At 62.2% G+C, this 23,647-nt stretch carries 19 protein-coding genes; 10 read left to right on the forward strand and 9 right to left on the reverse strand.

The window, feature by feature from the left end; genetic code table 11:
* Positions 1-16: 16 nt before the first annotated feature.
* Genes Q3C01_RS30235 through fabI form a run of 4 tightly spaced genes read left to right on the forward strand, consistent with a single transcriptional unit; the run spans position 17 to position 5,194 of the window.
* The gene (locus tag Q3C01_RS30235; RefSeq protein WP_458148944.1) at positions 17-2,197 is read left to right on the forward strand and encodes a DUF3141 domain-containing protein; all 2,181 of its coding nucleotides are present in this window, start codon (positions 17-19) and stop codon (positions 2,195-2,197) included.
* Between the two features lie 29 nt (positions 2,198-2,226).
* Positions 2,227-3,189: a phosphate acetyltransferase gene (locus Q3C01_RS30240; protein ID WP_458148945.1), complete on the forward strand. Its 963-nt coding sequence runs from the start codon at positions 2,227-2,229 to the stop codon at positions 3,187-3,189.
* 5 nt (positions 3,190-3,194) lie between these two features.
* Positions 3,195-4,409 (forward strand): acetate/propionate family kinase, encoded by a 1,215-nt coding sequence (locus Q3C01_RS30245; RefSeq protein WP_458148946.1) that lies wholly within the window; start codon positions 3,195-3,197, stop codon positions 4,407-4,409.
* Positions 4,406-5,194 (forward strand): enoyl-ACP reductase FabI, encoded by a 789-nt coding sequence (fabI, locus tag Q3C01_RS30250; protein WP_458148947.1) that lies wholly within the window; start codon positions 4,406-4,408, stop codon positions 5,192-5,194. Before Q3C01_RS30245 ends, fabI begins: the two co-directional genes overlap by 4 nt.
* A 197-nt stretch (positions 5,195-5,391) precedes the next feature.
* Here the strand turns inward: fabI and Q3C01_RS30255 are convergent, their stop codons facing one another.
* From Q3C01_RS30255 to Q3C01_RS30280, 6 genes are all read right to left on the reverse strand, one after another.
* The gene (locus Q3C01_RS30255) at positions 5,392-11,796 is read right to left on the reverse strand and encodes an AAA family ATPase (RefSeq protein WP_458148948.1); all 6,405 of its coding nucleotides are present in this window, start codon (positions 11,794-11,796) and stop codon (positions 5,392-5,394) included.
* A 408-nt stretch (positions 11,797-12,204) separates the two neighbouring features.
* Positions 12,205-12,663, reverse strand: coding sequence for a MaoC family dehydratase (locus Q3C01_RS30260; protein WP_458148949.1), 459 nt, complete (start codon positions 12,661-12,663; stop codon positions 12,205-12,207).
* An 11-nt stretch (positions 12,664-12,674) separates the two neighbouring features.
* A complete protein-coding gene (locus tag Q3C01_RS30265) occupies positions 12,675-13,325 on the reverse strand; it encodes a 3-oxoacid CoA-transferase subunit B (protein WP_458148950.1) in 651 nt (216 codons plus the stop codon).
* A gap of 4 nt (positions 13,326-13,329) precedes the next feature.
* Positions 13,330-13,977 carry a CoA transferase subunit A gene (locus Q3C01_RS30270; RefSeq protein ID WP_458148951.1) on the reverse strand — a complete coding sequence of 216 codons (648 nt, stop codon included), beginning with the start codon at positions 13,975-13,977 and terminating at the stop codon, positions 13,330-13,332.
* Positions 13,978-14,045: 68 nt separating this feature from the next.
* A complete protein-coding gene (locus Q3C01_RS30275; RefSeq protein WP_458148952.1) occupies positions 14,046-14,654 on the reverse strand; it encodes a hypothetical protein in 609 nt (202 codons plus the stop codon).
* Positions 14,651-15,577, reverse strand: a complete 927-nt coding sequence (locus tag Q3C01_RS30280; protein WP_458148953.1) for an alpha/beta fold hydrolase — start codon at positions 15,575-15,577, stop codon at positions 14,651-14,653. The genes Q3C01_RS30275 and Q3C01_RS30280 overlap by 4 nt, the downstream gene beginning before the upstream one ends.
* Before the next feature lie 132 nt (positions 15,578-15,709).
* Between Q3C01_RS30280 and Q3C01_RS30285 the strand changes: the two genes are divergently transcribed.
* From Q3C01_RS30285 to Q3C01_RS30300, 4 genes are read left to right on the forward strand one after another with little or no spacing between them, the layout of a single operon-like run.
* Entirely contained in the window at positions 15,710-18,217 is a 2,508-nt protein-coding gene (locus Q3C01_RS30285; protein WP_458148954.1) for an alpha/beta hydrolase, read from the forward strand.
* A gap of 8 nt (positions 18,218-18,225) precedes the next feature.
* Positions 18,226-19,089, forward strand: a complete 864-nt coding sequence (locus Q3C01_RS30290; RefSeq protein WP_458148955.1) for an alpha/beta fold hydrolase — start codon at positions 18,226-18,228, stop codon at positions 19,087-19,089.
* A gap of 18 nt (positions 19,090-19,107) precedes the next feature.
* Complete coding sequence (locus tag Q3C01_RS30295) at positions 19,108-19,455, forward strand: phasin (RefSeq protein ID WP_458148956.1); 348 nt, start codon at positions 19,108-19,110, stop codon at positions 19,453-19,455.
* Positions 19,456-19,480: 25 nt separating this feature from the next.
* The gene (locus tag Q3C01_RS30300) at positions 19,481-19,939 is read left to right on the forward strand and encodes a potassium channel family protein (RefSeq protein ID WP_458148957.1); all 459 of its coding nucleotides are present in this window, start codon (positions 19,481-19,483) and stop codon (positions 19,937-19,939) included.
* Here Q3C01_RS30300 and Q3C01_RS30305 read toward each other — a convergent pair.
* The gene (locus tag Q3C01_RS30305) at positions 19,917-20,600 is read right to left on the reverse strand and encodes a helix-turn-helix domain-containing protein (RefSeq protein ID WP_458148958.1); all 684 of its coding nucleotides are present in this window, start codon (positions 20,598-20,600) and stop codon (positions 19,917-19,919) included. The genes Q3C01_RS30300 and Q3C01_RS30305 overlap by 23 nt on opposite strands.
* Positions 20,601-20,935: 335 nt before the next feature.
* On the opposite strand from Q3C01_RS30305, the gene Q3C01_RS30310 reads away from it, so the two are divergent.
* Both Q3C01_RS30310 and Q3C01_RS30315 read left to right on the forward strand, forming a co-directional pair.
* Entirely contained in the window at positions 20,936-21,568 is a 633-nt protein-coding gene (locus tag Q3C01_RS30310; protein WP_458148959.1) for a response regulator transcription factor, read from the forward strand.
* A gap of 134 nt (positions 21,569-21,702) precedes the next feature.
* Complete coding sequence (locus Q3C01_RS30315) at positions 21,703-22,077, forward strand: response regulator transcription factor (RefSeq protein ID WP_458148960.1); 375 nt, start codon at positions 21,703-21,705, stop codon at positions 22,075-22,077.
* An 18-nt stretch (positions 22,078-22,095) separates the two neighbouring features.
* On the opposite strand, the gene Q3C01_RS30320 is transcribed toward Q3C01_RS30315, so the two are convergent.
* Positions 22,096-22,668 (reverse strand): invasion associated locus B family protein, encoded by a 573-nt coding sequence (locus Q3C01_RS30320; RefSeq protein ID WP_458148961.1) that lies wholly within the window; start codon positions 22,666-22,668, stop codon positions 22,096-22,098.
* Between the two features lie 29 nt (positions 22,669-22,697).
* Positions 22,698-23,585 (reverse strand): alpha/beta hydrolase family protein, encoded by an 888-nt coding sequence (locus Q3C01_RS30325; protein ID WP_458148990.1) that lies wholly within the window; start codon positions 23,583-23,585, stop codon positions 22,698-22,700.
* Between the last annotated feature and the right edge of the window lie 62 nt (positions 23,586-23,647).

The raw sequence follows: 23,647 nt of genomic DNA on the forward strand, positions 1-23,647 counted from the left end.
ACTCCCTGGCGGTCCCATGTCTGGGCTGGTTGCGTCCGCCGTCGAATATCTGGTGGATGCGGGTCAGCGCAGCGTCCTGTTCCTGGACATCATGCGTCAGCGCGGTGACCAGTACCGGGAACATGTCGCGCAGACTGCGCCGCATGTCCTGCAATATGCCGCCGAATTGATCATGGACGGCCGCAAGCTGGACGAGCCGGTCAATTACGCGCTGGTGCGTATCATTCCGCCCAAGGGCGTCGAAATCGATATGAAGCGGCGGCCATTCATCGTGGTCGATCCCCGCGCGGGCCACGGGCCGGGCATTGGCGGCTTCAAGGCCGACAGCGAGATCGGTGTCGCCATGAAGGCGGGACATCCCTGCTATTTCATTGGCTTCCTTCCGGAACCGATGCCGGGACAAACCATCGAGCGTATTGCGCGCGCCGAAGCGCTGTTCATCGAAAAGGTGATCAGCCGTCATCCCGAGGCAGACGGCAAGCCCTGCGTGATCGGCAATTGCCAGGCCGGCTGGGCGATCATGATTTTGGCATCGCTGCGGCCGGAACTGTTCGGGCCGCTCATCATTGCCGGTGCGCCGCTCGCTTATTGGGCAGGCGTGCACGGCAAGTACCCGATGCGCTATTCGGGTGGGTTGCTCGGCGGAAGCTGGCTCACGGCGCTGGCGAGCGATCTCGGCGGTGGCAAGTTCGATGGTGCCTGGCTGGTGCAGAACTTCGAGAACCAGAATCCCTCGAACACGCTCTGGACCAAGCAATATAACGTTTATTCCAAGGTCGACACGGAAGCCGATCGTTATCTCGAATTCGAGCGCTGGTGGGGTGGACACGTCAACCTCAATGCCGCGGAGATCCAGTTCATCGTCGACGAGCTGTTCGTCGGCAACAATCTCGCGGCCGGCAAGATCGAGATGTCCGACGGCCGGAAGGTGGATTTGCGCAACATCCGTTCGCCGATCGTGGTGTTCTGCTCCAAGGGCGACAACATCACCCCGCCGCAGCAGGCATTGCACTGGATCCTCGATTGCTATGCCGATGTCGATGAGATCAGGGCCTATGGGCAGACGATCGTCTACACCGTGCACGAAAGTGTCGGCCATCTCGGCATCTTCGTGTCCGGCGGCGTTGCCAAGAAGGAGCACGCGGAATTCTCGAGCAATATCGATCTGATCGATGTGCTGCCACCGGGACTCTATGAGGCCACGTTCGAGGCGAGGGGTTCCGATACTGTCCATGCCGATCTCGCCACTGGTCAGTGGATCATGCGCTGTGAGGCGCGCACACTGGACGACATCCGCGCCATGGGCGGCAACTCGCCCGAGGATGAGCGGCGGTTTGCCGCCGCCAAGCGCGTCTCGGAACTCAATCTTGCGGCCTATCAGAGGTACGTACAGCCCTGGATCAAGGGCATGGTGACCCCGCAAATGGCGGAATGGGCGCGCAACGTTCATCCGCTGCGGTTGCAATACGAGGCCTTCAGCAGTCAAAATCCGTGGATGTCGGTGGTGAAATCGGCCGCCGACGCGGTCGAGGACAAGCGCAAGCCGGCCTCGAAGGACAATCCGTTCCTGGCGTTCCAGGAACAGATGTCCAAGCAGATCGTTCACGCGCTGGACAGCTGGCGGGATTCGCAGGAGGCGCTGAGCGAAGCCATCTTCCTCAATCTTTATGGTTCGCCCGCCTTGCAGGCGGCAGTCGGGGTGGATCCGAACGCCGCGCCATCCGGCAGGCGAGAGATGACGGCCGAACACCGAGCGATGTTGGAGAAGCGGATCGCCGAGCTGAAGTCGAAGATCGGCGAAGGCGGCCTTCGCGAGGCTGCCATTCGTGCACTGCTTTATGTCGGATCGGCGCGCGGCATGGTTGACGAACGAAGCATCGAGGCGCTGCGCCAGATTCGACGCGACCATACCGGAACGCGGTTGACGCTGGCTGAGTTCAAGATGCTGGTTCGCGAGCAATTCTTCATGTTGCTGCTCGATCGGGACGGAGCCCTGGCTGCGATTCCGAAGATGTTGCCTGACGACGTCAATCAGCGGCGCGGAGCTTTCGCGGGGATACGCGAAGTGCTGTCCGCGAGTGCGGACATCACGGGCGAGCGGGCAAAGCGCTTGAAGCAGGTTGCCGGGCTCTTCGGCCTCGGTGAGGAAGGCGAATCGAATGTCGCCCCTTTCGATCCCAAGGCAAAAGCGTCGTAGCGCAGATTGGCAGAATTGGGAGCAGCACCATGTCAGCCGACACGACGCAAACGAAAGCAGGCAGCAAATACGACCGTCTGATCGTGGCCGCCAAGGCCGTGCCGCCCACGCCGACCATCGTGGTCCACCCCTGTGACGAGACTTCGCTGCGCGGCGTCGTTGACAGCGCGAGTGCGGGCATCATCCGGCCGCTGCTGGTCGGGCCGGAGCGGAAGATCAGGGAGACCGCGAGCCGGTTCGGTCTCGATATTGCCGGGTATGAGATCGTCGATGCGGCACACAGCGACGCGGCCGCAGCCAAGGGCGTCGAGTTGGTTCACGCGGCTCGCGGCGAATTGTTGATGAAGGGAAGCCTGCACACCGACGAGCTGATGCGCGCCGTCACGGCCAAAACCGGCGGCCTGCGCACCGACCGGCGCATCAGCCACGTCTTCGTCATGGACGTCCCGGCCTATGCCGAGACCATTTTCGTCACCGATGCGGCCATCAACATCTTCCCCGATCTCGATGCCAAGCGCGACATCATCCAGAACGCGATCGACCTCTACAATCTTGCCGGCTTCGGCAAAACGCCGCGGGTAGCGATCCTGTCGGCGGTCGAGACGGTGACGTCGAAGATTCCGTCCACGATCGAGGCTGCTGCGCTCTGCAAGATGGCTGATCGCGGCCAGATCACCGGCGGCCTGCTCGACGGTCCGCTGGCCTTCGACAACGCCATCGATCTCGAAGCGGCGCGGATCAAGGGCATCAAATCAGAGGTGGCCGGCCGTGCGCAAATCCTCGTCGTGCCCGACCTCGAGGCCGGCAACATGTTGGCGAAGAATCTGGCTTACTTCGCCAAGGCGGACGGCGCTGGCATCGTGCTCGGTGCGCGCGTGCCGGTTGTGTTGACCTCGCGCGCGGACAGCCCGCGGGCGCGGATGGCGTCCTGCGCCGTGGCCGCGCTTTACGCCTATGCACGGCGCCAGAAGGCGCCGACAGTTGCCGCGTGACTGCCATGGATACGATCCTCGTCATCAATGCAGGTTCCTCGAGCGTCAAGTTCCAGGTTTACTCGGTCGAGGGTGAGGGTACGCTCCGCCGGCAGATCAAGGGACAGATGGACGGCATCGGCAGCCGGCCGCGCCTGCGGGCGAGCGGGGCGGATGGCGATCCCCTGGCCGATCGGGCCTATCCGATCGAGGCGATCCCGGACGTTCCGGCCGCGATGCAGGTGGCGGGTGAGTGGCTGAGGGACGAGGCTAGCATTCAACCCTTGGCTGTCGGGCATCGCGTCGTCCATGGCGGGCCGGAATATGAGCGACCGGTCCTCATCGACCACGGTGTGGTGGCGCGTCTGGAACGCTTTATCCCGCTGGCGCCGCTGCACCAGCCGCATAATTTGGCGCCGATCCGTGCGATCCTCGCCAACTTTCCTTCGCTTCCGCAGGTCGCCTGCTTCGACACCGCGTTTCATCGCAGCCATGGGCCGCTTGCCGATCATTACGCGATCCCGCACCAGCTCCATGCCGAAGGCGTGCGGCGCTATGGCTTTCATGGCCTCTCGTACGAATACATCTCGAAGACCTTGCCGCAGATCGCGCCCGGCATTGCGAAACGGCGGGTGATCGTTGCGCATCTCGGCAGCGGCGCCTCGATGTGCGCGATGAAGGGTGGGCAGAGCGTCGAGAGCACGATGGGTTTCACGGCGCTGGACGGCCTGCCGATGGGCACGCGTCCCGGTCAGCTCGATCCCGGCGTCGTGCTCTATCTGATCTCCGAGAAGGGCATGTCGCCTGCGAAGGTGCAGGATTTCCTCTACCGCGATTGCGGATTGAAGGGGCTGTCCGGCGTCAGCAACGATATGCGGGAACTGGAAGCGAGTGCGGACCCGCGCGCAAAGCTTGCGATCGACTATTTCGTCTATCGGATTGGCCTTGCCGCCGGAATGCTCGCAGCCGCCTTGCAGGGCCTCGACGCATTCGTCTTCACCGCCGGCATCGGTGAGAACTCCGCCAGCATTCGAGCGCGCGTCGCGGAGCAGCTCGGCTGGCTCGGCGTCGCGCTCGATGCTGCCGAGAATGCGCGGCACTCGCGGCTGGTTTCGCGTCCGAACAGTCTCATTCCCGTCTACGTGGTGCCGACCGACGAGGAACTGATGATCGCGCAGCACACGCTGTCGCTTCTGATGAGCGGACAATCGCAAAACGCCAGATCTAAGAGGGTGTCATGATTCCCGTGTATCCAGAGACCAAGGTTGCGCTGAAGGGCAAGAAGGGTCTGGTCGTCGGCATCGCTAACGATCAGTCGATCGCCTGGGGCTGCGCACGGGCGTTTCGCGCATTAGGCGCCGATCTCGCGGTGACCTATCTGAACGATCGCGCCAAGAAGCATGTCGAGCCGTTGGCGCAGGCGCTCGAAGCGCCGATCTTCATGCCGCTGGACGTGATGGTCGAGGGCCAGACCGAGCAGGTGTTCGAGCGCATTGCGAAAGAGTGGGGCCAGCTCGATTTCCTGCTGCATTCGATCGCCTTCTCGCCGAAGGAGGCGCTGCACGGACGCGTGGTCGACGTCGGCCGCGACGGCTTTCTCAAGACCATGGAGGTCTCCTGCTGGTCGTTCCTTCACATGGCGCACCTCGCGGAGCCGCTGATGAAGAATGGCGGCACCATGTTCACCATGACCTATTACGGCAGCCAGATGGTCGTGGAGAACTACAACATCATGGGCGTGGCAAAGGCCGCGCTGGAATCGGCCGTCCGCTACGTCGCCGCGGAGCTCGGGCCGAAGGGCATCCGCGTGCACGCGATTTCGCCGGGACCACTGGCGACACGTGCCGCTTCAGGCATTCCGGAGTTCGACGAGCTCATGGACAAGGCGCAGTCGAAAGCGCCGACACGCAGCCTCGTCAGCATCGATGACGTCGGCCATGCCACGGCGTTCCTGGCGCTCGACGGCGCCAAGCTGATGACAGGCAGCGTCATCTACATCGACGGCGGCTATCACATCATCGATTGAGGCGAGGCGGCGGTATCCGACCGCAGGAGGCAACCATCGGCTCCCTCGTGCCGTCGGCAGCGGCCAGCGTATTCAGCGGAAACGATCTCGTCTCGTTCTAGAGCATGATCCGGAACGGTGTGAAGCGGTTCTCCGAAAAGATCATGCTCAAATAGTGACCTAAAGCGCGATGACGATCATCCAAATCTCATCGCGCTTTAGCGCAGGGTGAATTGAAAGACTGCTCCACAAGGCTCATTCGCGCCCGCCCATATCCGTCCCCCGTGCGCTTCGACGATCGAACGGCAAATCGATAATCCCATGCCCATGCCACCGGACTTGGTCGTGTAGAATGCGTTGAAGATGTGGTCAGGATTCGCCGGGTCCAGTCCCGGACCCGAATCCCGCAGGCTGACGAGCACCCCATTCAACCCATCTCTGCCGGTGCTGATCAGCAACTCCCGCGCCCCTTCGCCGACGCCGCTGATTGCTTCGACGGCGTTGACGATCAAGTTGAGGACCACTTGTTGCAATTGGACCCGATCTGCTTGAATGAGCGGCAACCCCTTCGCCAGTTCCGTCCGCACCGAGATGCCGTTCTTCACCACTTCGGCACGGGTCAGGGCTATGACCTCAAGCACCGCCTCGTTGATGTCCAGGTCTTCCTTTCGCGGCGGCGTCTTCTTCATAAGGGCCCGGATCCGGCTGATGACGTCGTCGGCTCGCCGGCCGTCGCCGACGATCCAGCCGAGCGTCTTTCGGGCCTCCTCCAGATTCGGCGGTTGCGCAGCGAGCCAGTTCAACCCAGCCTGTGCGTTGGTGATAGTCGCTGCAATCGGCTGTCTGATCTCATGAGCAATCGAGGCCATCAGCTGCCCCATCGTCGCGACGCGGCTCGCGTGCGCCAGCGCCTCCTGCACTTCGCGATAACGGCGCTCGCTGTCTCGTGCTTCGGCTTCCGCCTGCTTGCGCTCGGTGATGTCATTGAAAAGAATTCCGACGCGTCTGCGCTTGGGGTCCTCGACCCGGAAGGCGTAAACGTCATACCAGCGTCCGAGTTGTTTGGCTTCATTTTCAAAGCGCATCGGCTCGCCCGTCAGAGCGATCCTGCCGTAAATCTCGAACCAATGTTCTTCGTGCTGCGGCGCGATTTCGCGCATCCGTCTGCCGGCGGCATTCTTGATTCCTGTCTCCCGTTCAAACGACGGGCTGATTTGCAAAAAGCGATAATCGACCGGCTTTTCGTTCTGGTCGAATAATACTTCAATCGTGCAAAATCCCTCGTCAATCGATTCGAACAGCGTGCGGTAGTTCTGTTCCGACTCGCGCAATTCCGCCTCGGCGCGCTTGCGCTCGATGAACTGACCGATCTGGCTGCCGACGGTAGCCAGCATATTGAGCAGTTCCTGATCGGGCTGCCTGATCTCGCGACTGAAAAACTCGATCACGCCAAAGACGTCTCCCCCGAGCAGGACAGGAAAGCCGATGGCCGCATGCAGTCCTTCGCGTTGGGCGATGAGTCCGCGCGGAAAGTTGTGATCGGGAACGACATCGGGCACGTATTCGGGCTTCAGGCTGGACCACACCCGCCCCGGTAGTCCCACCCCCGGAACGAAGGTAAACTCCCAACCGGCGCTTTCAAATTCCGGGACGTCTATCGACGCTTCATGCCAAAGATCGACACAGCGCAGCGCCTCGGCGTCTCGGTCCACGCGCCAGAGCGCGCCCACGTCCCATCCCAGACACTCGCCCATAGCCCGCAGTATCCTGGGAGTGGCCTCTTCGATCGTGACTGCCTCGGCCAAGATCTGCGCGACGATGTGCTGCACGCGAAGGCGCTCCTCTGCGCGCTTGCGCTCCGTCAAATTGAGCACGAATGCGACGCCTTGGTTCCCGCCTTCCTGGAAAGTCGCCGCGCCGATCAGCACGGGAACACGGCTACCGTCTTTCCGGAAATACTCCTTCTCGAGCGGCTGTGAACTCCCGGTCCTCTTCAACTCGGGAACCCAGCGTTGTTCATCGCGGTCAAACCATTCCGGCGGCGTGAGCTCCGTCCAGCGTATGCGACCCGAGACGAGAGCCTCTCGGTCGTAGCCAATCATGCGGAGAAACGCGTCATTGGCCTCGATGATCCGACCGTCGAAATCCCAGATCACGATGCCGATGATATTGGCATCCACCAGGCGCCGGATCTTCGCTTCGCGCTCGGCGAGATCGCGGTACAAGCGGTTATTCTCCAGCGCGATCGCCGCTTGCGAGGCCAGTAACTTCAGCACCGCGATGCGGGCCGGCGCGAAGACGCGAGGAGTCAGGTTGTTCTCCAGATAGAGCACCCCGATGAGCTTGCCCTGGTTGAGCAGAGGCAGGCAGAGAATCGAACGGGCACGGTGCTGATGGATGTACGGATCCGCGGAGAACGGGTTCTGTGCCGCGGCATCATCGAGGATCACACCCTCCTGCGTGCGCAAGGCGTAATGTAGAACCGACTCCGGCAACATTGCTGCAGTTACGGTCTCCTCGCGGAGTTGCACGATGACCGCGTTGCCGCTGGTCGTGGCTTCTGCAGCGGTTCGCTGCTCAAGCCCTCGCGAAAGAATCAACAGGCCGCGCTCGGCGCCAGCTTGAGTGATTGCGGTGCGTATGAGTGTGTCGATCAGCTTGTCCAGCATGATCTCGCCAGAGACGGATTGCGACACCTTGATCACGGTCGCGAGGTCGAGGTGTTCGACTGGGGTGCCGATCGTGCCCATCGCAGCGGGCGCCGGTACTTCCTTACGAAGGTTCGGGTACATCTCATCGAGCTGTCGCACCTTGCCAAGGGCACCCCAACGGAGATAACCATCGCGCGCGCTTGTCAGATATAGGCGCGCGAACTCATCGAACCCGCGCGCCGCGTAGAAGCGCGCGGCCAGTTCATACGCAAGCGCCTCGTTGTGAACAAAGCCGTTTGCGCGCGCCGAGTGGATCGCTTTCTCGTATAGACGCGCGGCCTCGAGCTCCCGGCCTTCGATCCGCGCGATCTCGGCCCCTACGAGCACGGCGCGGTTCTCGAAATTCTCCGGGCAATTCGCGGCCCAGATCTCGAGCTGTCGGTGGTGCGCGGCGAGGGACTCCAAATGCTGTTGCCGCTCGTCGACCGCAGCGATATCCCACGATGAGGCGCGCGTCAGCGCGCCATAGAAGTGATACTCTGCCGTTTCCAGGTGTGACAGCGATGGCCAAGGCAGCGGTTGCGCCCTCGACGCTGCATCGACAGCAGCCGCATAGTCGCCGGCAAGAAAGCGTGCCTGCAGCTTTCGTATCCAGTACCCGCACTCGGAAAGCCCCAATGCCGGCTGACTTGACAGATGGCGCTCGAAGGCACGTTCATCGAACTGCCCATCGTTGAAGGCACCGAATTTCGCCGTCAGGCCACGCAACGTCCGGATCAGGGCGAGCTGCCCGGTGATCCAAGCGACGACGAGACCAAACCGGAATTTCTGCGCAAACTCGAGACTATTTTCCGCTTCGATTTGCGCCTCCACGAGTGGGTCGCCTGCCATGAGAAGATTGGTGTTCAGCTGGGCACAGCTGTATCCTGCATAAGTGAGATCGCCGACACGGTTTGCGATTTCAAACGCGCGACGCAGGAAATCACGGCCGATCCGGACGTGTCTCCTCCAGGGCACGACGAACCCGAAAATCTCGAGCGTCCTGCCCTGGAAGCGCTTCAGCTCCGGTTTTTCGACGAGCTCACAGCCGAGGCGGCCAAATCGAAATCCGGCATCGTAGTTGCCGAAATACGGCCCGGCCAACATGGCAAGCAGCTCATAGGCGGGACACGAGGCGTCGCTGTGGCCGTGCTCGAGACTGAGGTTGACGGCTCTACAGGTTGCCAGGGTTCCCAAATGGGACGACGTAAAGAAGGCGGGCAGTGCGATCCTTATCAGGACGTCGACTGTCGCGAGCGATTCCGGATCGCTCATCAAGGGTAACTTGACGAGCTCCTCGATCGTGCGTTTCCCGAGCTGCGACCAGATGCGCTCGTATTCGCGGTGTGCCTCCTCTTCTGTGGGGTGCGAGGGCCAGTTGATGCCAAGGTGCTGGAGGTAGTCCAGACCGACTGCGATGGCGCGGTCGCTCTGATCGATGGTCATATACAGATCCACGCGCAAGCACGCCACGGTTGCTCGCTGGACCGTCGTTGCAGTGCGCGGCGCAAGCGCAGCCAGGCGCTCGTCCGCTTCCGTCAGAGCGCCCGTCACGAACTCGCATTCGGCCCGGTGCAGCTCCAGCTCGAAGATCAGTTCATGCCGGCGCTCCCACCGGTCCTCCGGCAGCAGTGCCGCACCGGCGGCGAGATAGGTGAGCGCCGAGGCATAGGCGGTAGAGGCCTTGGCGCGCTTGCCCGCGATCAGGTTGAGCTCGGCCAGCCGCTCGCGCTCCTCCGGTGCCGTGATCAGCGTGGCGCCGCGGTTGAGGTGATTGACAATGTCGAAGATCGCTTCCTCGCGTTTCTCGGGAGGGATGTGTGCCGCGAGCAGTCTGCCGATTCGAAGGTGTGCTTCGCCGCGAAGCGCCTCCGGGATCAGCGAATATGCGGCTTCCTGAACGCGATCGTGGACGAACCGGTAGCCGTCGGCCACGCGCTCTACAAATTCCTGCCAGACCGCCGGCAGCAGGGCCGTGTGGACGTGCTCCTCCGACGTCCCGTGGACGAGTGAAAGGGTCTTGATCTCGGCGATGTTTCCGAGACAGGCCAGGCGCCGCAATGCATTCTGCGTTTCGATTGGCAGGCGGGTAAACTTACCGACCACAAGGTCCACGACGTTGTCGGTGTATTGTTTGGATCGAATGCGGTCGAGATCCCAGGACCAGCTCGCGGCATCATGATCGAAGGCGAGCATTCCTTCTTCGGCCAGCGAAGAAATGAACTGAACGGCAAAAAACGGATTCCCACCTGTCTTCTCATGCACAAGTTGCGCGAGCGGCGCGGCGCGCTCCGGCTCGCAGCGCAGCGCGTCCTCCATGAGCTGTCCAAGGTGCTCGCGAGAGAGGGGTGCAAGCGTGATCTCCGCCACCTTTCCGCCTGCGCTCTTGATGGCGTCGAGCTTCCGCATCAACGGATGGACGGCAGTGACTTCGTTGTTGCGATAGGCGCCGATCAGCATGAAGTGCTGCAGATCCGACCGGGTCAACAGATCCTCGAGCAGATCGAGCGTCGCCGCATCGAGCCATTGCAAGTCGTCGAGAAAGAGTGCCAGCGGATGTTCCGGCCGTGCGAAGACACCGATAAGTCGCCGAAACACCAGCTGGAAGCGCCGTTGCGCGTCCTGTGCGGCAAGCTCAGGGACGGGTGGCTGTTCTCCGATGATGAGGTTCAACTCGGGGACGACGTCGATCATGAGCCGTCCGTTCGGGCCCAGCGCCTCCTGCAAGGCGTCGCGCCAACCGCTTAGCTCGGCGTCGCTTTTGCCGAGAAGAGGCCGGACGAGACTCTGAAAAGCCTGAGCGAGCGTCATATATGGGATGTCGCGCCTGTACTGGTCGAATTTTCCGGAGGCAAACAGGCCGTGTCGCGGCACGAGCACCTTGTGCAGCTCATGGACGACCGAGGACTTGCCAATGCCGGAATATCCCGAGACCAGAACCAGCTCCGGCGAGCCGCTCTTGACGATGCGATCGAAGGCGGCGGTCAACGTCTCGACCTCGCGCGCTCGCCCATACAGCTTTTCGGGGATCAACAGCCGGTCCGGCGCGTCGTGGTCGCCGAGCGCAAACGGGTCGATGCGCTGCTGACGCTGCCATTCGGCAAGACAGTGCCGAAAATCGGTCTCGACGCCGGCGGCAGTCTGGTAACGGTCCTCGGCGGACTTGGCGAGCAGCTTCATGATGATCTGGGAGACCGCAGCCGGGACATTCTCCAACCTCTCGCTCGGTGCCACCGGCTTTCTGGCGACATGGCAGTGTACCCATTCCATGGGATCGGACGCGGTGAACGGCAGTGAGCCCGTGAGCATTTGGTACAGCGTGACACCCAGCGCGTAGAGGTCGCTGCGGGAATCGATCGAACGGTTCATGCGCCCGGTCTGTTCGGGCGCCATGTAGGCGAGCGTCCCCGCAATCGACTCGGGCGGATCGGGCGCCTGCCGCTCGCGCGGCAGGCGCGAGGCGAGGCCGAAGCCGGTGAGCCGCACTTCGCCGCCCGCACTGGTCACCATGATATGGGCCGGCTTGAGGTCCTTGTGGGCGAGACCGCGCTGGTGGAGTTGCCCCAAAGCCGAAGAGATGCCGACGGCGAGGCGCAGGAAGCGTCCCATCTCCATGGGGCCGCCGAGCAGCGCGGCGAGCGGCTCGCCCCCGGAGTCCTCGAGCACCAGAACGGTCCGTCGGCCATCGCGCCTGAGGTCCAGCGGCCGCACCGCCCAAGCACCGTCCAGTTCGTCCTTCAATCCGAATTCGTGGCCAAGGCGATCGATGCAGGCGGGCGTTGGGTGCTCGGCGGCGGGCCGCACGGCGAGCACGGCCTTGCGCTGGCCATCGAGGTCCAGCCACCATTCCCGGCAGACGACGCGTTCGCTGTCCTGCCACAACACCCGGAGGCTGCCGTCCCCATCAGAGCCGAACTTGGAGGATGGGTTCATATGCCGGAGTTTATCACTCACGAGCCGCCGTGACGACGTCCTTTCTCACCCACGAAGTCGGTCCGCTCCCTGCGGTCGTGTCGCGCGCGAAGTAGAACAGGGCGCCAGCCGAAAGAACGAGAATGCCAGGAGATCGTGAGACAGGTTGCGGTAGTTTCGAAGCCGAGGTGATAAAAACTGCAGCATCCAGGCCGCCCAGCCGCTGTCAGCGGACAAGCGGACATCAGCCGCGCCACTGACCAACCCAACTATGGGTAAACGGCCTAGGACACCAGGTCAGGACAGTTGCGGCTGATCATGGCATCTTGCCGGTGATTTGCCCGACGCGTCAAGTCGATTTCTGTTATTCCGCAAGAGTCGTGCCGCTCCCTGGCTACTTTGCATGGGGTTGTTTTTCAGTTTTTGTTTTCAGCGGTAGTGCAGGGCGATCAGCTCGGCGACGCAGGCGGGCTTCTTGCCACCTTCGATCTCGATCACGAGATGATAGTTCACGCGCAGGCCATCCGGCGGAACGTCCTCGGCTTCGGCGACAGTGACGCGGCCGCGCAACTTCGAACCAGCCGGCACCGGCGCGAGATACCTGATCCTGTCGGCGCCGTAGTTGAGGGTATTGCGCAGGCCCTTCAGGCCAACCACGGAGCGGATGAAGAGCGGCGCTAGCGCGAGCGACAACAGGCCGTGGGCGATCGTCCTGCCGCCCGGCATCTCCTTGCTGGCGCGCTCCTGGTCGACATGGATCCACTGCTCGTCGCAGGTCGCCTCGGCGAACCGGTTGATGCGGTCCTGCGTGATCTCGATCCAGTCGCTGGCGCCGATCTCGGTGCCGATGGCGGATTTGATCTCCGCGAAATCGCTGAATATCCGCATGCTCTTGCCCGTCAGATCTTCATTTCCGGTACGCTATCGGGAACAGCAAGCTCGGCGTCCGTCACTGCCATCACTTCGCCGATGCTGACGCCGGGCGCGGTTTCGAGCAGCGTCGCCCTGCCGTCGGGAAAGCCGATCACGGCCATGTCGGTGACCACCAGGCTCACCGGCCGCGCCGAGGTCAGCGGCAGTGTGCATTTCGCGACGATCTTCGACTTGCCCTTGGCCGCGTGCTGCATGGCGACGATGACACGCTTGGCGCCGCTCACGAGGTCCATCGCCCCGCCCATGCCCGGCACCATCTTGCCGGGGATCATCCAGTTGGCGAGGTGGCCATGCACGTCGACCTGAAGGCCGCCGAGCACGGTGACATCGACATGGCCGCCGCGGATCAGCCCGAACGACATCGCACTATCGAAGGTGGAGGCGCCGGGCAGGGCGCTGATCGGGCGCCCGCCGGCGTCCGTCAGCGTCGGATGCGCCATGCCTTGTTCCGGGATCGGCCCGGTGCCGATGAGGCCGTTCTCCGATTGAAAGTACACCTTCAGATCGGGCGGAACGTAGTGCGCCACCAGCGTCGGAATGCCGATGCCGAGGTTGACGAGGTTACCGCTCTTCAGTTCCTTGGCGACTCGCCGGGCGATGATGGTCTGTGCATCCATGATCTCACCCGTTGGTAATGAGAAAATCGACGAGCGGCGCCGGCGTCACGACGTGATCCGGCGCGATGACGCCGACCGGAACGATGTTATCAGCCGTGACGATGACGGTGTCGGCGGCCATCGCCATGACGGGATTGAAGTTGCGGGAAGTGAGGGCGTAAGCGAGGTTGCCGAGATAGTCGGCGAGAAAGGCATGCACCAGCGCGAACTGCGCCCGCAGCGCAGTCTCGAGCAGGAAGGGCTTGCCGTCGACTTCGATCTGTCGCTTGCCTTCGGCGACCAGCGTGCCGACGCCGGTCGGGGTCAGAACGCCGCCGAGACCACACCCGCCCGCGCGAATCCGTTCGACGAATGTGCCCTGCGGAACGAGATCGACGGCAATCTGGTTCGCCAGCATTTGCTGCTGCGCCTTCGGATTGAGGCCGATATGCGTCGCGGTCAGCCGCGAGACCAGCGTCGCATCGAACAGCTTGCCGACACCCTTGCCGGGGATGGCCGCGTCATTGCAGATCAGCGTCAGGCCGGTCTTCCGCTGCCGGACGACCTCATCGAGCAGGCGCTCCGGTGTCCCGACACCCATGAACCCACCGACCATGACACTCGCGCCTGCCGGGATCATTGCAACGGCTTCTTCGACGGAAACGGCCTTCATGGCGGCAACTCCGATGAGATGCAACGAGCGGATGTTTGCCGGCTGTCACAGCCTTCCTTTGATTTGCATCAAGGCTTCTCGTCATTTGGATCGGCGATGCCGACGCTTTGCAGCATTTCGCGCCACAGCCTGCGCACCTCGGTATGGCGACGTTCGAGGGCGGAGTTGACGGCCTCGCGATGGGACACGAGGTCGGGACCCTTCAGCGACAGGATTTGTGCCTGGAGCAGGCGGCCGCTTTCGAACTCGATGCGACGCAGCGCCATTGCAAACGGATCCTCCGGATTTGCTTCGGCCGGCAACAATGCTGCCGGCCGGATAGCCGCGTGAACGGCGTGGGCGAGCGTCGCAAGACCGGCTGCCACTGCCAGAGGCCAGTCCGAAATCTCGTAGACCGGCGCCGGAAACCAGGCGCTTTCCCAGGCCACGGTCATATAGCCCAGGCCAGGGTCAGGCGCCCAACTCGTCGCGCGCATCAGAAGTGAGACGATCTCGGTCTCGCGGAAGAGCTGCGTGTTCAGCTCCGTCTGCCATGCTGACTCGAGCTTTGTCGGCAAGGTGAATGCGGACTGTCGCGCCAGCGCGCCGTGGGCGGAGATGAGGAATGCGGCGACACGCGTCTGCTGGTGCGGCGGCACGCGGCCCTCGGTGTCGAGTGGTCCGAAAAATCCGCTCATGTCGACGCCCTCCGTACAGGGATCGCGCGGAGGTGATCATAGCCTTCGGGGAACGGCGTGAGCTCGCCGCCGGGCTCTTCCGGCGCGATCCAGACCGCCTTGTCACCTCGCCAGCGTCCGGCGAGCAGGTCCTTGGCGAAGCGTGCGAGCAGGTCGGCCGTAAGCGCCCCCTTCTCGAGCGTGAAGGCGTGATAGGCCTTCGGGATGATCACCAGCGAGCTGTTCGGGATTTCGACCCGCAGGGTCTCGTGCAGCGCGCGCGGCGTCAGGAAGTCGAACTCGCCATTCAGGATCATGGTCGGCACCGTGATCGACGCAAGCTGTGGTGTCAGCGGCTTGAAGTCAAGGAAGGACTCCATCAGGTTCTGTAGGGCGTAGACGTCGTTGACGAGCCAGCCCTGCCGCTTGACGCTGTCGAGCTTGTCCAGGAGTGGCTTCAGCCACTGGTCGGACAGGTTCATCGGCAGCAAAAGATCCTGGAGATAGCCGGTGCCGCCGAGGATCAGGCCGGTGCGCAAGGCGTTGCCGATCAGGAGCAGTTGTGGGGAGAGTTCCGCAAAGCAGCTCATCGGCACGAGGCCGGACAGCCGCTCTCCGTGCTCGATCGCGTAGCGCAGTGCAATGAGTCCGCCGAAGCTGATGCCGCTGAGGAAGATCGGTCCATCGCCGAGTTCGCCGATCACGCGATGCAGCGCGGTAATCTGGTCGTCCTGGTTGATGAACAGGGCCGGCTTGTCTGAGCCGCCCTGGCCGAGCAGATCGAAGGTCGCCACGCGGAAATGCCGGGCGACGAGCGCTTCGCGATAGGCGGCCCAGAGCTCGGCATATTGCGTGAGGCCGTTAACCAGAACAAAGGCGGGGGCATCCTGCGGCCCTTCGAGCTCATAGCGTATCCGATATGAGCCGTGATTAAGGAAGGGCATCGCGACGACCGGCTGCCATGTCTGATTGCTGCAATCTTCAATCTCTGGTCGGAGATTCCATTGAGCTAAATCAAAGCTCTCCCGGGCGACGTCCCTAGCGTTTTCGCAAAACACCGCCAGGAGGAATCTGCCATGACCGGGAGAGACGTGCTCAAGCGTTGCTTCGTCAGCTTGATCGTGTTGCTGGTCGGCACGGCGCTCGCTGTTGCCCAACCCTTCACCCGCCGCTCATCGCAGATGCAGCATGATGGGCTGAAGAAGACCTACGAGATCGCCAACTTCCGCCTCGGCGGCAAGTACGATCTGTCCGATCCGTCCAAATGGGAGAATGGCGGCGAGGGCGGCGTGACGCTGGAATCGCTCGGTGCCGGCAAGCTGCGCGCCTCCTACATCGCGATCGGCAAGGCGCGGCGCAATGCCAATGACGAGATCACAAACGCCGTGGTCATCAACTCCTACTATTCCGGCGACTCCACCGACATGTTCGAGCAGTGGGTCAAGGGCGCTCCCTTGTCTGGCGGCGTGCCCATCATCGGGCCGGGCCGCCCGATCGATACCGACCGCTACTTCGTCATCATGGTCGATCCGCTCGGCACCTGGGGCGACAGCAAGCCGTCCGACGGGTTAGGCGTGAAATTCCCGCAGTACAGCTACTTCGACATGGTGCAGGCGAATTACCGCCTGCTGCGCGATCATCTGAAGGTCGCGCGCGTGGCGCTGGTGACCGGCGTCTCCATGGGCGGCACGCAGACCTACGTCTGGGGCGTGATGCATCCGGAGTTCATCAACGCGCTGATGCCGATCGGCGGCACCACACAATCAGACGCGGGCGATCCCGTCGGCAACTGGACGTTCCAGATGATGACGGCCGCGATCGAGTCCGATCCCGTGTGGCAGGCCACGAACGGCGACTACTACAAGCTGCCCAAGGAAAAGCATCCCGTGCCGGGCGTTGCGTTCGGCTGGTCCATCCTTGGAATGACCGGGTACGACTTCGGTTATCGCACGACCCAGAATTTCACTGCGGTCCAGCCCGAGATATTCTACTGGGATCCGCCAAATGAGAAGGCGGGGTTGAACGTCACCAACCGTGCCAAACTCTATGACGCCGTCGATCTCGTATGGCGCAATCGGGTCGGCGAAACTCACAACATCAACGCGTATCTCGGTCGTATCCAGGCACGCACGCTGGTGATGCACATCACCAATGATCTCTGGTTGAACTTCAAGCTCGCCCAGCAGGCCGTCGATCGTGTGCCCGGTGCAGACCTCATCGCAGAGGAGAGCCCGGTTGCCCATTATGGCGTCTTCCCGCTCATTAATAACCGCAAGAACGATCCGAAGTTCGTCGCCTTCATGGACGACGTCGCAAGCCTCGACCGCGCGCAGCGATTCGTCGACAAGAACTATCGCGTGCCGGGCGTCGCCGAGAACATCGATCCCAAGAAATCCTTCTGGAAGGATTTCGTGACATATCCCTATCCGGTCAAATTCGCCAACGCCAAGGACAAGAGCGGCAACACCTGGCAGATCGGTTACATGGACGAATATGCCGGCACCACCAAGGATCCGAAGGTTCTCGTCATCATCCATGGCAAGGGTGCGTTCGGTGGGCACTACGGCAATATCATGCAATACGCCTTGCGCAGCGGCTTGCGCGTGATCGTGCCTGATCTGCCGCATTACGGCATGTCGGGGCCCGGTAATCTCGATAAGAGCCCGGCGCGCACCATGCAGGACATGCGCGAGGTCATCTACGACCTCGTCGTCAACCAGCTCGGCGTCAAGAACGCCTATTATCTCGGCCATTCGCTCGGCGGTCAGTTCGTGATGGGCTATGCGTTGACCTGGCCTGATGCTGTGCAGGGCCTTGCACTGGAGGCGCCATCAGGCCTCGAGGAATATCCGCGCGACATCACCATCGCCAAGGACAAGAAGGTCCGCCTGTTCGACCAGGCCTTCGATCACGACTTCGATAAGTGGAAGGCGACGTGGGACCAGACCGGCATTCTGGCCGCGGAGAAGGCTCGCGATGAGCAGAACATCCGCGACTTCTTCTACTTCAAGAAGCGCGACACGAACACCGGCGCGGTGTCGGCGGCCAAGAGCGGCTATTTCTTCAGCGACAGCGAATATGCCCGCTTCCACACCGAGCAGCGCGTCGGGCTGACCAAGGGCAATCCGAAGGAGCTCGAGCAATGGTGCAACGTCTTCATTTACGACATCTACACTATCGGCTCTGAGCTCCAGCAGGACGACCCGAAGAACCTCTACGAGCGACTCACCCAAATCAAGGCGCCGATCTTCCTCGCGTTCGGCGACAAGGAGCCCTTCATCCCGACGCCTGCGTTCAACGGGCTAACGGATCTGGGGCGCGACGTCATCTCGCCGTTCATGACGCGGATGACCAATGCCGGCAACCGGCCGATCCTGAAGATCTATCCGGAAACCGGGCATTTCATCCACACGGACAATCCGGTCGAGTTCTCGGTTGACGTCGTGGACTTCGTGACCAAGGGCAGCGTCGACACCTCGTCGCCGCAGGGTATCGATCGCATGATCAAGGGGGCCGTGGTATCGGCCTTGCCCGTGGCGCCGACGCCGGCTGGCGCTGCGCCCACGGCCGGCCTGAACAAATAGGCCCGCTCATGCCAAGGGTGCAGGCGGGCGAGGTACAGTTGAGCTGGCGAGAATGGGGAGAAGGCGAGGTCACCGTCGTCTTCATCCACGGCAATCTCGCCAGCAAGGACTGGATCGAGCTCGCCGCGCCGATGTTTCCCTCTGGCCTCCGCGTGATCGGCATCGATTGGCGCGGTTGCGGCGACAGCGACCGGCCGAAGCCCACGGCCGACTATTCGAACTACTCGATGCAGCAGCATGCGCAGGATATGCTCGCGGCGCTCGATGCGCTGGGCATCAGCTATTGCCACCTCGCCACGCATTCGACGGGCGGCATCATCGCCGCGCGGATGCTCTTGATGCAGCCGCAGCGCTTCGGACGCGTGTTCGCACTCGATCCGGTGACGCCGCTGGGCATGGCCTTCAATGCCGATCAAATCGGGCTTTTCCGAGCGATGATGGCGAGCAGGGAGCTGACGCGGACGGTGATGGCGACGGCGGCCTCCTCGCTGTTCGTGCCGGAGAGCATGGCGCCGAATGCAACTCCCCGATTCCGTGACGGGCTGGGGGATATTCCCGCGTTGTTCGACCGCATCGTCGAGCAGACCTTTGGCGTCTCTGAAGGCATTTGGATCGGGACGCCGGTCAACCTCACCCGGGAAAAGGAGACCCGGGAGCTGGAGCGCCGCATGCCGGAGATGGGGCATCCGCATCTGGTGCTGTGGGGCGAATGGGACGGCTGGATTCCGCCCGCTGACTTGCGCGCGATGGCCGAGGCGATGCCGGACTGCCGGCTGATTGTGGTGCCCCGCGTTGGGCATTCGATGAATCTTGAACTGCCGGCTTTGTACGCTGGTTATTTTGGGGCGTGGTTCGGCGGGCTTGCAGCGTAACCCCTAAGGAGCGACATCATGGCGGAAATCCCATCGACCGAGAACATGCGTACGATGATGAGCGAAGCACTTGGCCGTCTGCGCAAGGCCAATACCGAGTACTTTGATCTGCTGGAGAGAGGCTTGAGCTCCTCGCCGCTGCCGATCGCGAATCAGGCCAAGGAGTTCTGCAGCCATCTGCAACGCAATGTCTCCGCGACGTTCGATCTGGGTGACAAGCTCGTCCAGGCCAAGGACATGCAGGAAGCGCTCAAGATCCAGTCCGATTTCTTCCAGGACCAGATGCGCTCGCTGACCGACCAGGCCAGAAACATGGGCGAGTCCGCGATGAAGGCGGCAAGCGGCATGTTCACGCCGAAGAGCTAGGCACCCAAATAGAGCCGAGAGGACGATGGCGCTTCAATTCCTGGTCGGCACCATCGTCAGCCTCGCCAATATCATGATCCACGCATTGGTGACCGTCGGCGCCATCGGTATCGCGCGCTACGCCGGCTTACGCCACACGCTCTGGCCGCGATTGCATCTGATGGTCGTGATGGTCGAGACCGCGGCTGCCCTGATGGTGGCCCACACACTCGAAATTCTCGTATGGGCGCTCGCATATCGGGTGGTCGGTGCAGCGCCCGCCGGGAGCGATCTGCTCTATTTCGCCTTCGTCAACTACACCACGCTCGGCTACGGTGATATCACTCCGGTCCCGGACTGGCGGCTGGTCGGCCCGATGACCGCGATGAACGGCATCCTGCTGTTCGGCTGGTCGACCGCCGTGTTGTTCGAGGTGCTGCGCAAGACGCTGGAGCACCTCGCGGCGAGCAAGGCCGAGGGTTTCAGTTCTGGAGATCTAGGTTAGCGAGCTGCCGGCGGTCCAGGAGCACGATCTGGCGCTGGGTATTGCCGACGAAGCCGAGGATGCCGAGCTCGTGCAGGTGCGATATCGCGCGCGAGACCGTCTCGAGGGTGAGGCCGAGATAGTCGGCGATGTCGCGCCGCGACATCGGCAGCGCCAGGATCCCAGCGGCAGTTAGCCGCGTATCCATCTCGATCAGGAAGGCCGCGACCCGTTCCAGCGATGTCTTACGGCCGAGCAGCAGCATGTGATCTTCCGCGTGCTGCAAATTGGTCGTGGTCATGCGGAGCAGGTTCTTGGCCACCACGGTGTCGCTCTCCGCCACGGTCTCCAGGCTCTGCCGCTTGATCAGGCGCACGGTGGTATCGACGACAGCTTCTGTAGTGAAGCGATGCGTGCGCCCGTTCTCGAGGCCGAAGATATCGCCGGCGAGATGAAACGCGCCGATCTGGCGGCGCCCGTCCGACAGCAGCTTGTAGCTTCGTACCGTGCCGGTCTTGACCTGATAGATGTACTCGGCGGGCTCCTTCTCGCCGTAGATCTCATTGCCCTTCTTGTAGGTAAATTCGCTCAAACTCACGATCGGATTTGATCCACTGCTCATTCCAAGATCGTGCAGTGAATTGGGGCGGGGCAGGGGATCGCTCGTGATGCGTACGAACATGGGCCGACTCCTCAATCCATCGCTGAATTGGTCTCAGGCGATTCATGGCCAGGAATGTGCCGCGCTATCCCACTCCCGCTGGGGTTGCTTTACGACGACGGCGGCATTTCCAGCCATTGTCTCGAGGGCCATTGTACCAAAGGACAGGCGCTGCAGTATCTTGCGCGGATTGAGAAAATGGCGATCTTGTAAAATGCATTTTGATTCTCTTGGTACTACTACTTATGAATTGTTGGCTATGCCCGGTATCATCCATATGGGCAACTTGATCGCCGATTGACTCTGCGTCTCAGTGCGGCGGAAACTCCAATGATCGTCGCGGCTAAGAGGTGAAAGTGCCAGGGCTGGTGCACGTGGTCGACGACGACGCCTCGTTTCGGACGGCGATCGAGCGCCGGCTGAAGCTTGCCGGCTACGATGTCGCAACGTACGCTGCGGCGCAGGAGCTGCTTGATCGATTGCCTGATCCTGACAGGCTGGGATGCGTTCTGCTCGACGTGCAGATACCGGGACTGAGCGGTCCGGAGTTGCAACGCCGACTCATTGAGCTGGGTTCGACTCTGCCGATCATCTTCCTCACCGGGCACGCCGATACGGCAACGACCGTGCGCGCCATCAAGGCGGGCGCCGAGGATTTTCTGACCAAGCCGGTCTCGTCGGAGCAGTTGATCGACGCGATCGAGCGCGCCATGGCCCGGCATGAAGCCGCGCGCAGCCAGCGCAGCAAGCTCGACTCGCTCAAGGCGCTGGTGGCTGCACTGACCCCGCGCGAGCGGCAGGTGTTCGATCTGATTGTGCGCGGCAAGATCAACAAGCAGGTTGCTCACGAGCTCGGAACCACCGAGCGCACCGTAAAGGCGCATCGCCATCAGGTGATGGAAAAGATGCAGGTTCATTCACTCGCGGAGCTGGTATCGATCGCGGAGCGTCTTGGGATGCTTGATCCCAAGGGCGATCGCAGCGGCTAATCGGGATCCGTTGGTCGCGGTTGTGCCTCATACCCTATACCCAGGGACAATATGAAAGGTGGAGGGCGACGTGTTCTATGGTGGCCTAGTAGCTTTGCCTGGCTTGTTAGCTCCTCACCAGAAGGCCGCTTCTCGTGCCGATCCGCAGATCCGTGTTCGTTGTCGACGACGATGCGTCAGTGCGCATCAGCATCAAACGGCTTCTGCGCGAGCACGGTTTTGCGACGCTGCTGTTCGACTCCGCAGCTGCGCTGCTCGATCATGCCGAGTTCGAGAGCGCCATGTGCATCATCATCGACATCAATCTGACCGATCAATCCGGCATCGACCTGCGTCGGCGGATCGCCGACAAGGGTGTCTCGGCTCCCGTGATCTATATCACCGGAAACGACTGCGAGCGAAATCGCTCCGCGGCAGTCGCATCGGGATGCGTGGCTTACCTGAGCAAGCCCTTTGCGGCGCAATCACTCGTCGATCTGATCGAACGCGTCGGCGAAAACAGATTCTAGTGTCGGTTTCGTGCCGGTTCATTCCTCGATGTCCTGTTCCAGTGTCTTCGCCGGCGCGCCCTTGTGAACGGAAGCGAATTGCGCCAGGGGCAACGAGGTCGTAAGCGACAGAAGGTTGGAATCGACGACCTCCAGGACCAGCGTCTTTCCCGCTTCCATCTCCTTGATGATCTTGGGATCGGCGACGTCCGCCGCGATGCAGGCGTTGGTGAGGCACCAGCTATAGGGCACCTCGTAGGGGCTGCCTTTGTCGACGGTCAGCTTGGCGGGATGTTGCAGGTACATGCCGACGGGCACGAACAATTGCAACCTTGCCGTCCGGTCGCCGTCGCGCTCGATCAGGTCCACCCGTATTGCCATTTGCCCGGTCGGAAATTTTCCGGTGATAGATGTCCGGCACAGCATCGGCGCACCACCGGCCTTGAAGCAGAGCTTTTGCCAATCTCCGTAGGTGATATCCTTGGCCTCGCGCTGACCGCGCGTTGCGGCTCCGGCGGGCTTGTTCTTTGGCGCGGCAGCCTCGGCCGTCGCGGTGGCGACTGCGATGGCGACGAGCAGAAGCCCCGCGAGACAATCACGAGCATTGAACATGGTTCGCCTCCAAGCATCTGGCGTCCGGTTTATTTCTCCGCGTCAAGAAACCTCGTGACCAGCGGTGACCAGATCGGGATCACATCGGGCGAGCCGATGAAGAAGTGTCCTTCGCTGCCGAATGGCGGCATGAGGTGGTATTCGGCGTTGCCGCCGGCGGCGGTGAAGGCCTCGTGCATGCGCTTCGTTAGGACCGGCCCGAAATAGGTGTCGTTCTGGATATAGATCCACAGCATCGGCACACGCGAGGTGCGGCCGAATTCGCCGGTCTGTGCGACGAGCTTGTCGGGCGCGCAATTGTGGTTCGGCTTGCCGCCGACGCGGCCGACGCGGCCTCCCGCGAAGACGATGATGGCCTTCACTTGCGGGGGATTGAGACTAGAGAGCGCGATTGACGCCCAGCCGCCGGCCGATTGCCCGACGACGATGACATCCTTCGGCACGATGCATTTTTCGGCGGCGAGATAGTCGATGATCCAGAGATCGACTTGCGCGACCGCGAGCCCGGGATCACGGAAGTTCGGGTGGGTGCACTTGCCGACCTTGGAGAAGAACGGGCCGTAGAGGCCGCGTTCGGGGATATCGATGGCGGAGGCGCCATATCCCGTGCCGACAGGGGCCACCACGAAGTTGCCTTGCCTGGCAAACCATTTGGCGGCGTCGCGGAATTCCACCAGCGGGAAGAAGCTGCGGTCGGTCGGGTTGAGTGAGACGCCGTGGTTCATGATCACGAGCGGGAAGGGGCCGTCTCCCACCGGGCGCACCACATAGGCGAACATCGGCAGCGCCAGCGGCAGTGCCCAGATCTCCTCCTGGATGCGAACGTCGTCCGCGGCACGCGTCGGCGCGACGATGGCGGCGAGGACGAGCAGGGTTGCTGCCACATGACGGAGAGCAGCGCCAGCGAGTAGCCGCATCGCTATGATCCACCCGAGAGTGTCCATGATCGCATTTGCCTTCGGCAGGGGTGCCGTGATCT

This window comes from Bradyrhizobium sp. UFLA05-109, assembly GCF_054185165.1.

Excerpts from the sequence above, each read along its gene's own strand:
- Q3C01_RS30235 (WP_458148944.1), top strand. The coding sequence starts at position 17 with ATGTCTGGGCTGGTTGCGTCCGCCGTCGAATATCTGGTGGATGCGGGT.
- Q3C01_RS30240 (WP_458148945.1), top strand. The coding sequence starts at position 2,227 with ATGTCAGCCGACACGACGCAAACGAAAGCAGGCAGCAAATACGACCGT.
- Q3C01_RS30245 (WP_458148946.1), top strand. The coding sequence starts at position 3,195 with ATGGATACGATCCTCGTCATCAATGCAGGTTCCTCGAGCGTCAAGTTC.
- fabI (WP_458148947.1), top strand. The coding sequence starts at position 4,406 with ATGATTCCCGTGTATCCAGAGACCAAGGTTGCGCTGAAGGGCAAGAAG.
- Q3C01_RS30255 (WP_458148948.1), bottom strand. The coding sequence starts at position 11,796 with ATGAACCCATCCTCCAAGTTCGGCTCTGATGGGGACGGCAGCCTCCGG.
- Q3C01_RS30260 (WP_458148949.1), bottom strand. The coding sequence starts at position 12,663 with ATGCGGATATTCAGCGATTTCGCGGAGATCAAATCCGCCATCGGCACC.
- Q3C01_RS30265 (WP_458148950.1), bottom strand. The coding sequence starts at position 13,325 with ATGGATGCACAGACCATCATCGCCCGGCGAGTCGCCAAGGAACTGAAG.
- Q3C01_RS30270 (WP_458148951.1), bottom strand. The coding sequence starts at position 13,977 with ATGAAGGCCGTTTCCGTCGAAGAAGCCGTTGCAATGATCCCGGCAGGC.
- Q3C01_RS30275 (WP_458148952.1), bottom strand. The coding sequence starts at position 14,654 with ATGAGCGGATTTTTCGGACCACTCGACACCGAGGGCCGCGTGCCGCCG.
- Q3C01_RS30280 (WP_458148953.1), bottom strand. The coding sequence starts at position 15,577 with ATGCCCTTCCTTAATCACGGCTCATATCGGATACGCTATGAGCTCGAA.
- Q3C01_RS30285 (WP_458148954.1), top strand. The coding sequence starts at position 15,710 with ATGACCGGGAGAGACGTGCTCAAGCGTTGCTTCGTCAGCTTGATCGTG.
- Q3C01_RS30290 (WP_458148955.1), top strand. The coding sequence starts at position 18,226 with ATGCCAAGGGTGCAGGCGGGCGAGGTACAGTTGAGCTGGCGAGAATGG.
- Q3C01_RS30295 (WP_458148956.1), top strand. The coding sequence starts at position 19,108 with ATGGCGGAAATCCCATCGACCGAGAACATGCGTACGATGATGAGCGAA.
- Q3C01_RS30300 (WP_458148957.1), top strand. The coding sequence starts at position 19,481 with ATGGCGCTTCAATTCCTGGTCGGCACCATCGTCAGCCTCGCCAATATC.
- Q3C01_RS30305 (WP_458148958.1), bottom strand. The coding sequence starts at position 20,600 with ATGTTCGTACGCATCACGAGCGATCCCCTGCCCCGCCCCAATTCACTG.
- Q3C01_RS30320 (WP_458148961.1), bottom strand. The coding sequence starts at position 22,668 with ATGTTCAATGCTCGTGATTGTCTCGCGGGGCTTCTGCTCGTCGCCATC.
- Q3C01_RS30325 (WP_458148990.1), bottom strand. The coding sequence starts at position 23,585 with ATGCGGCTACTCGCTGGCGCTGCTCTCCGTCATGTGGCAGCAACCCTG.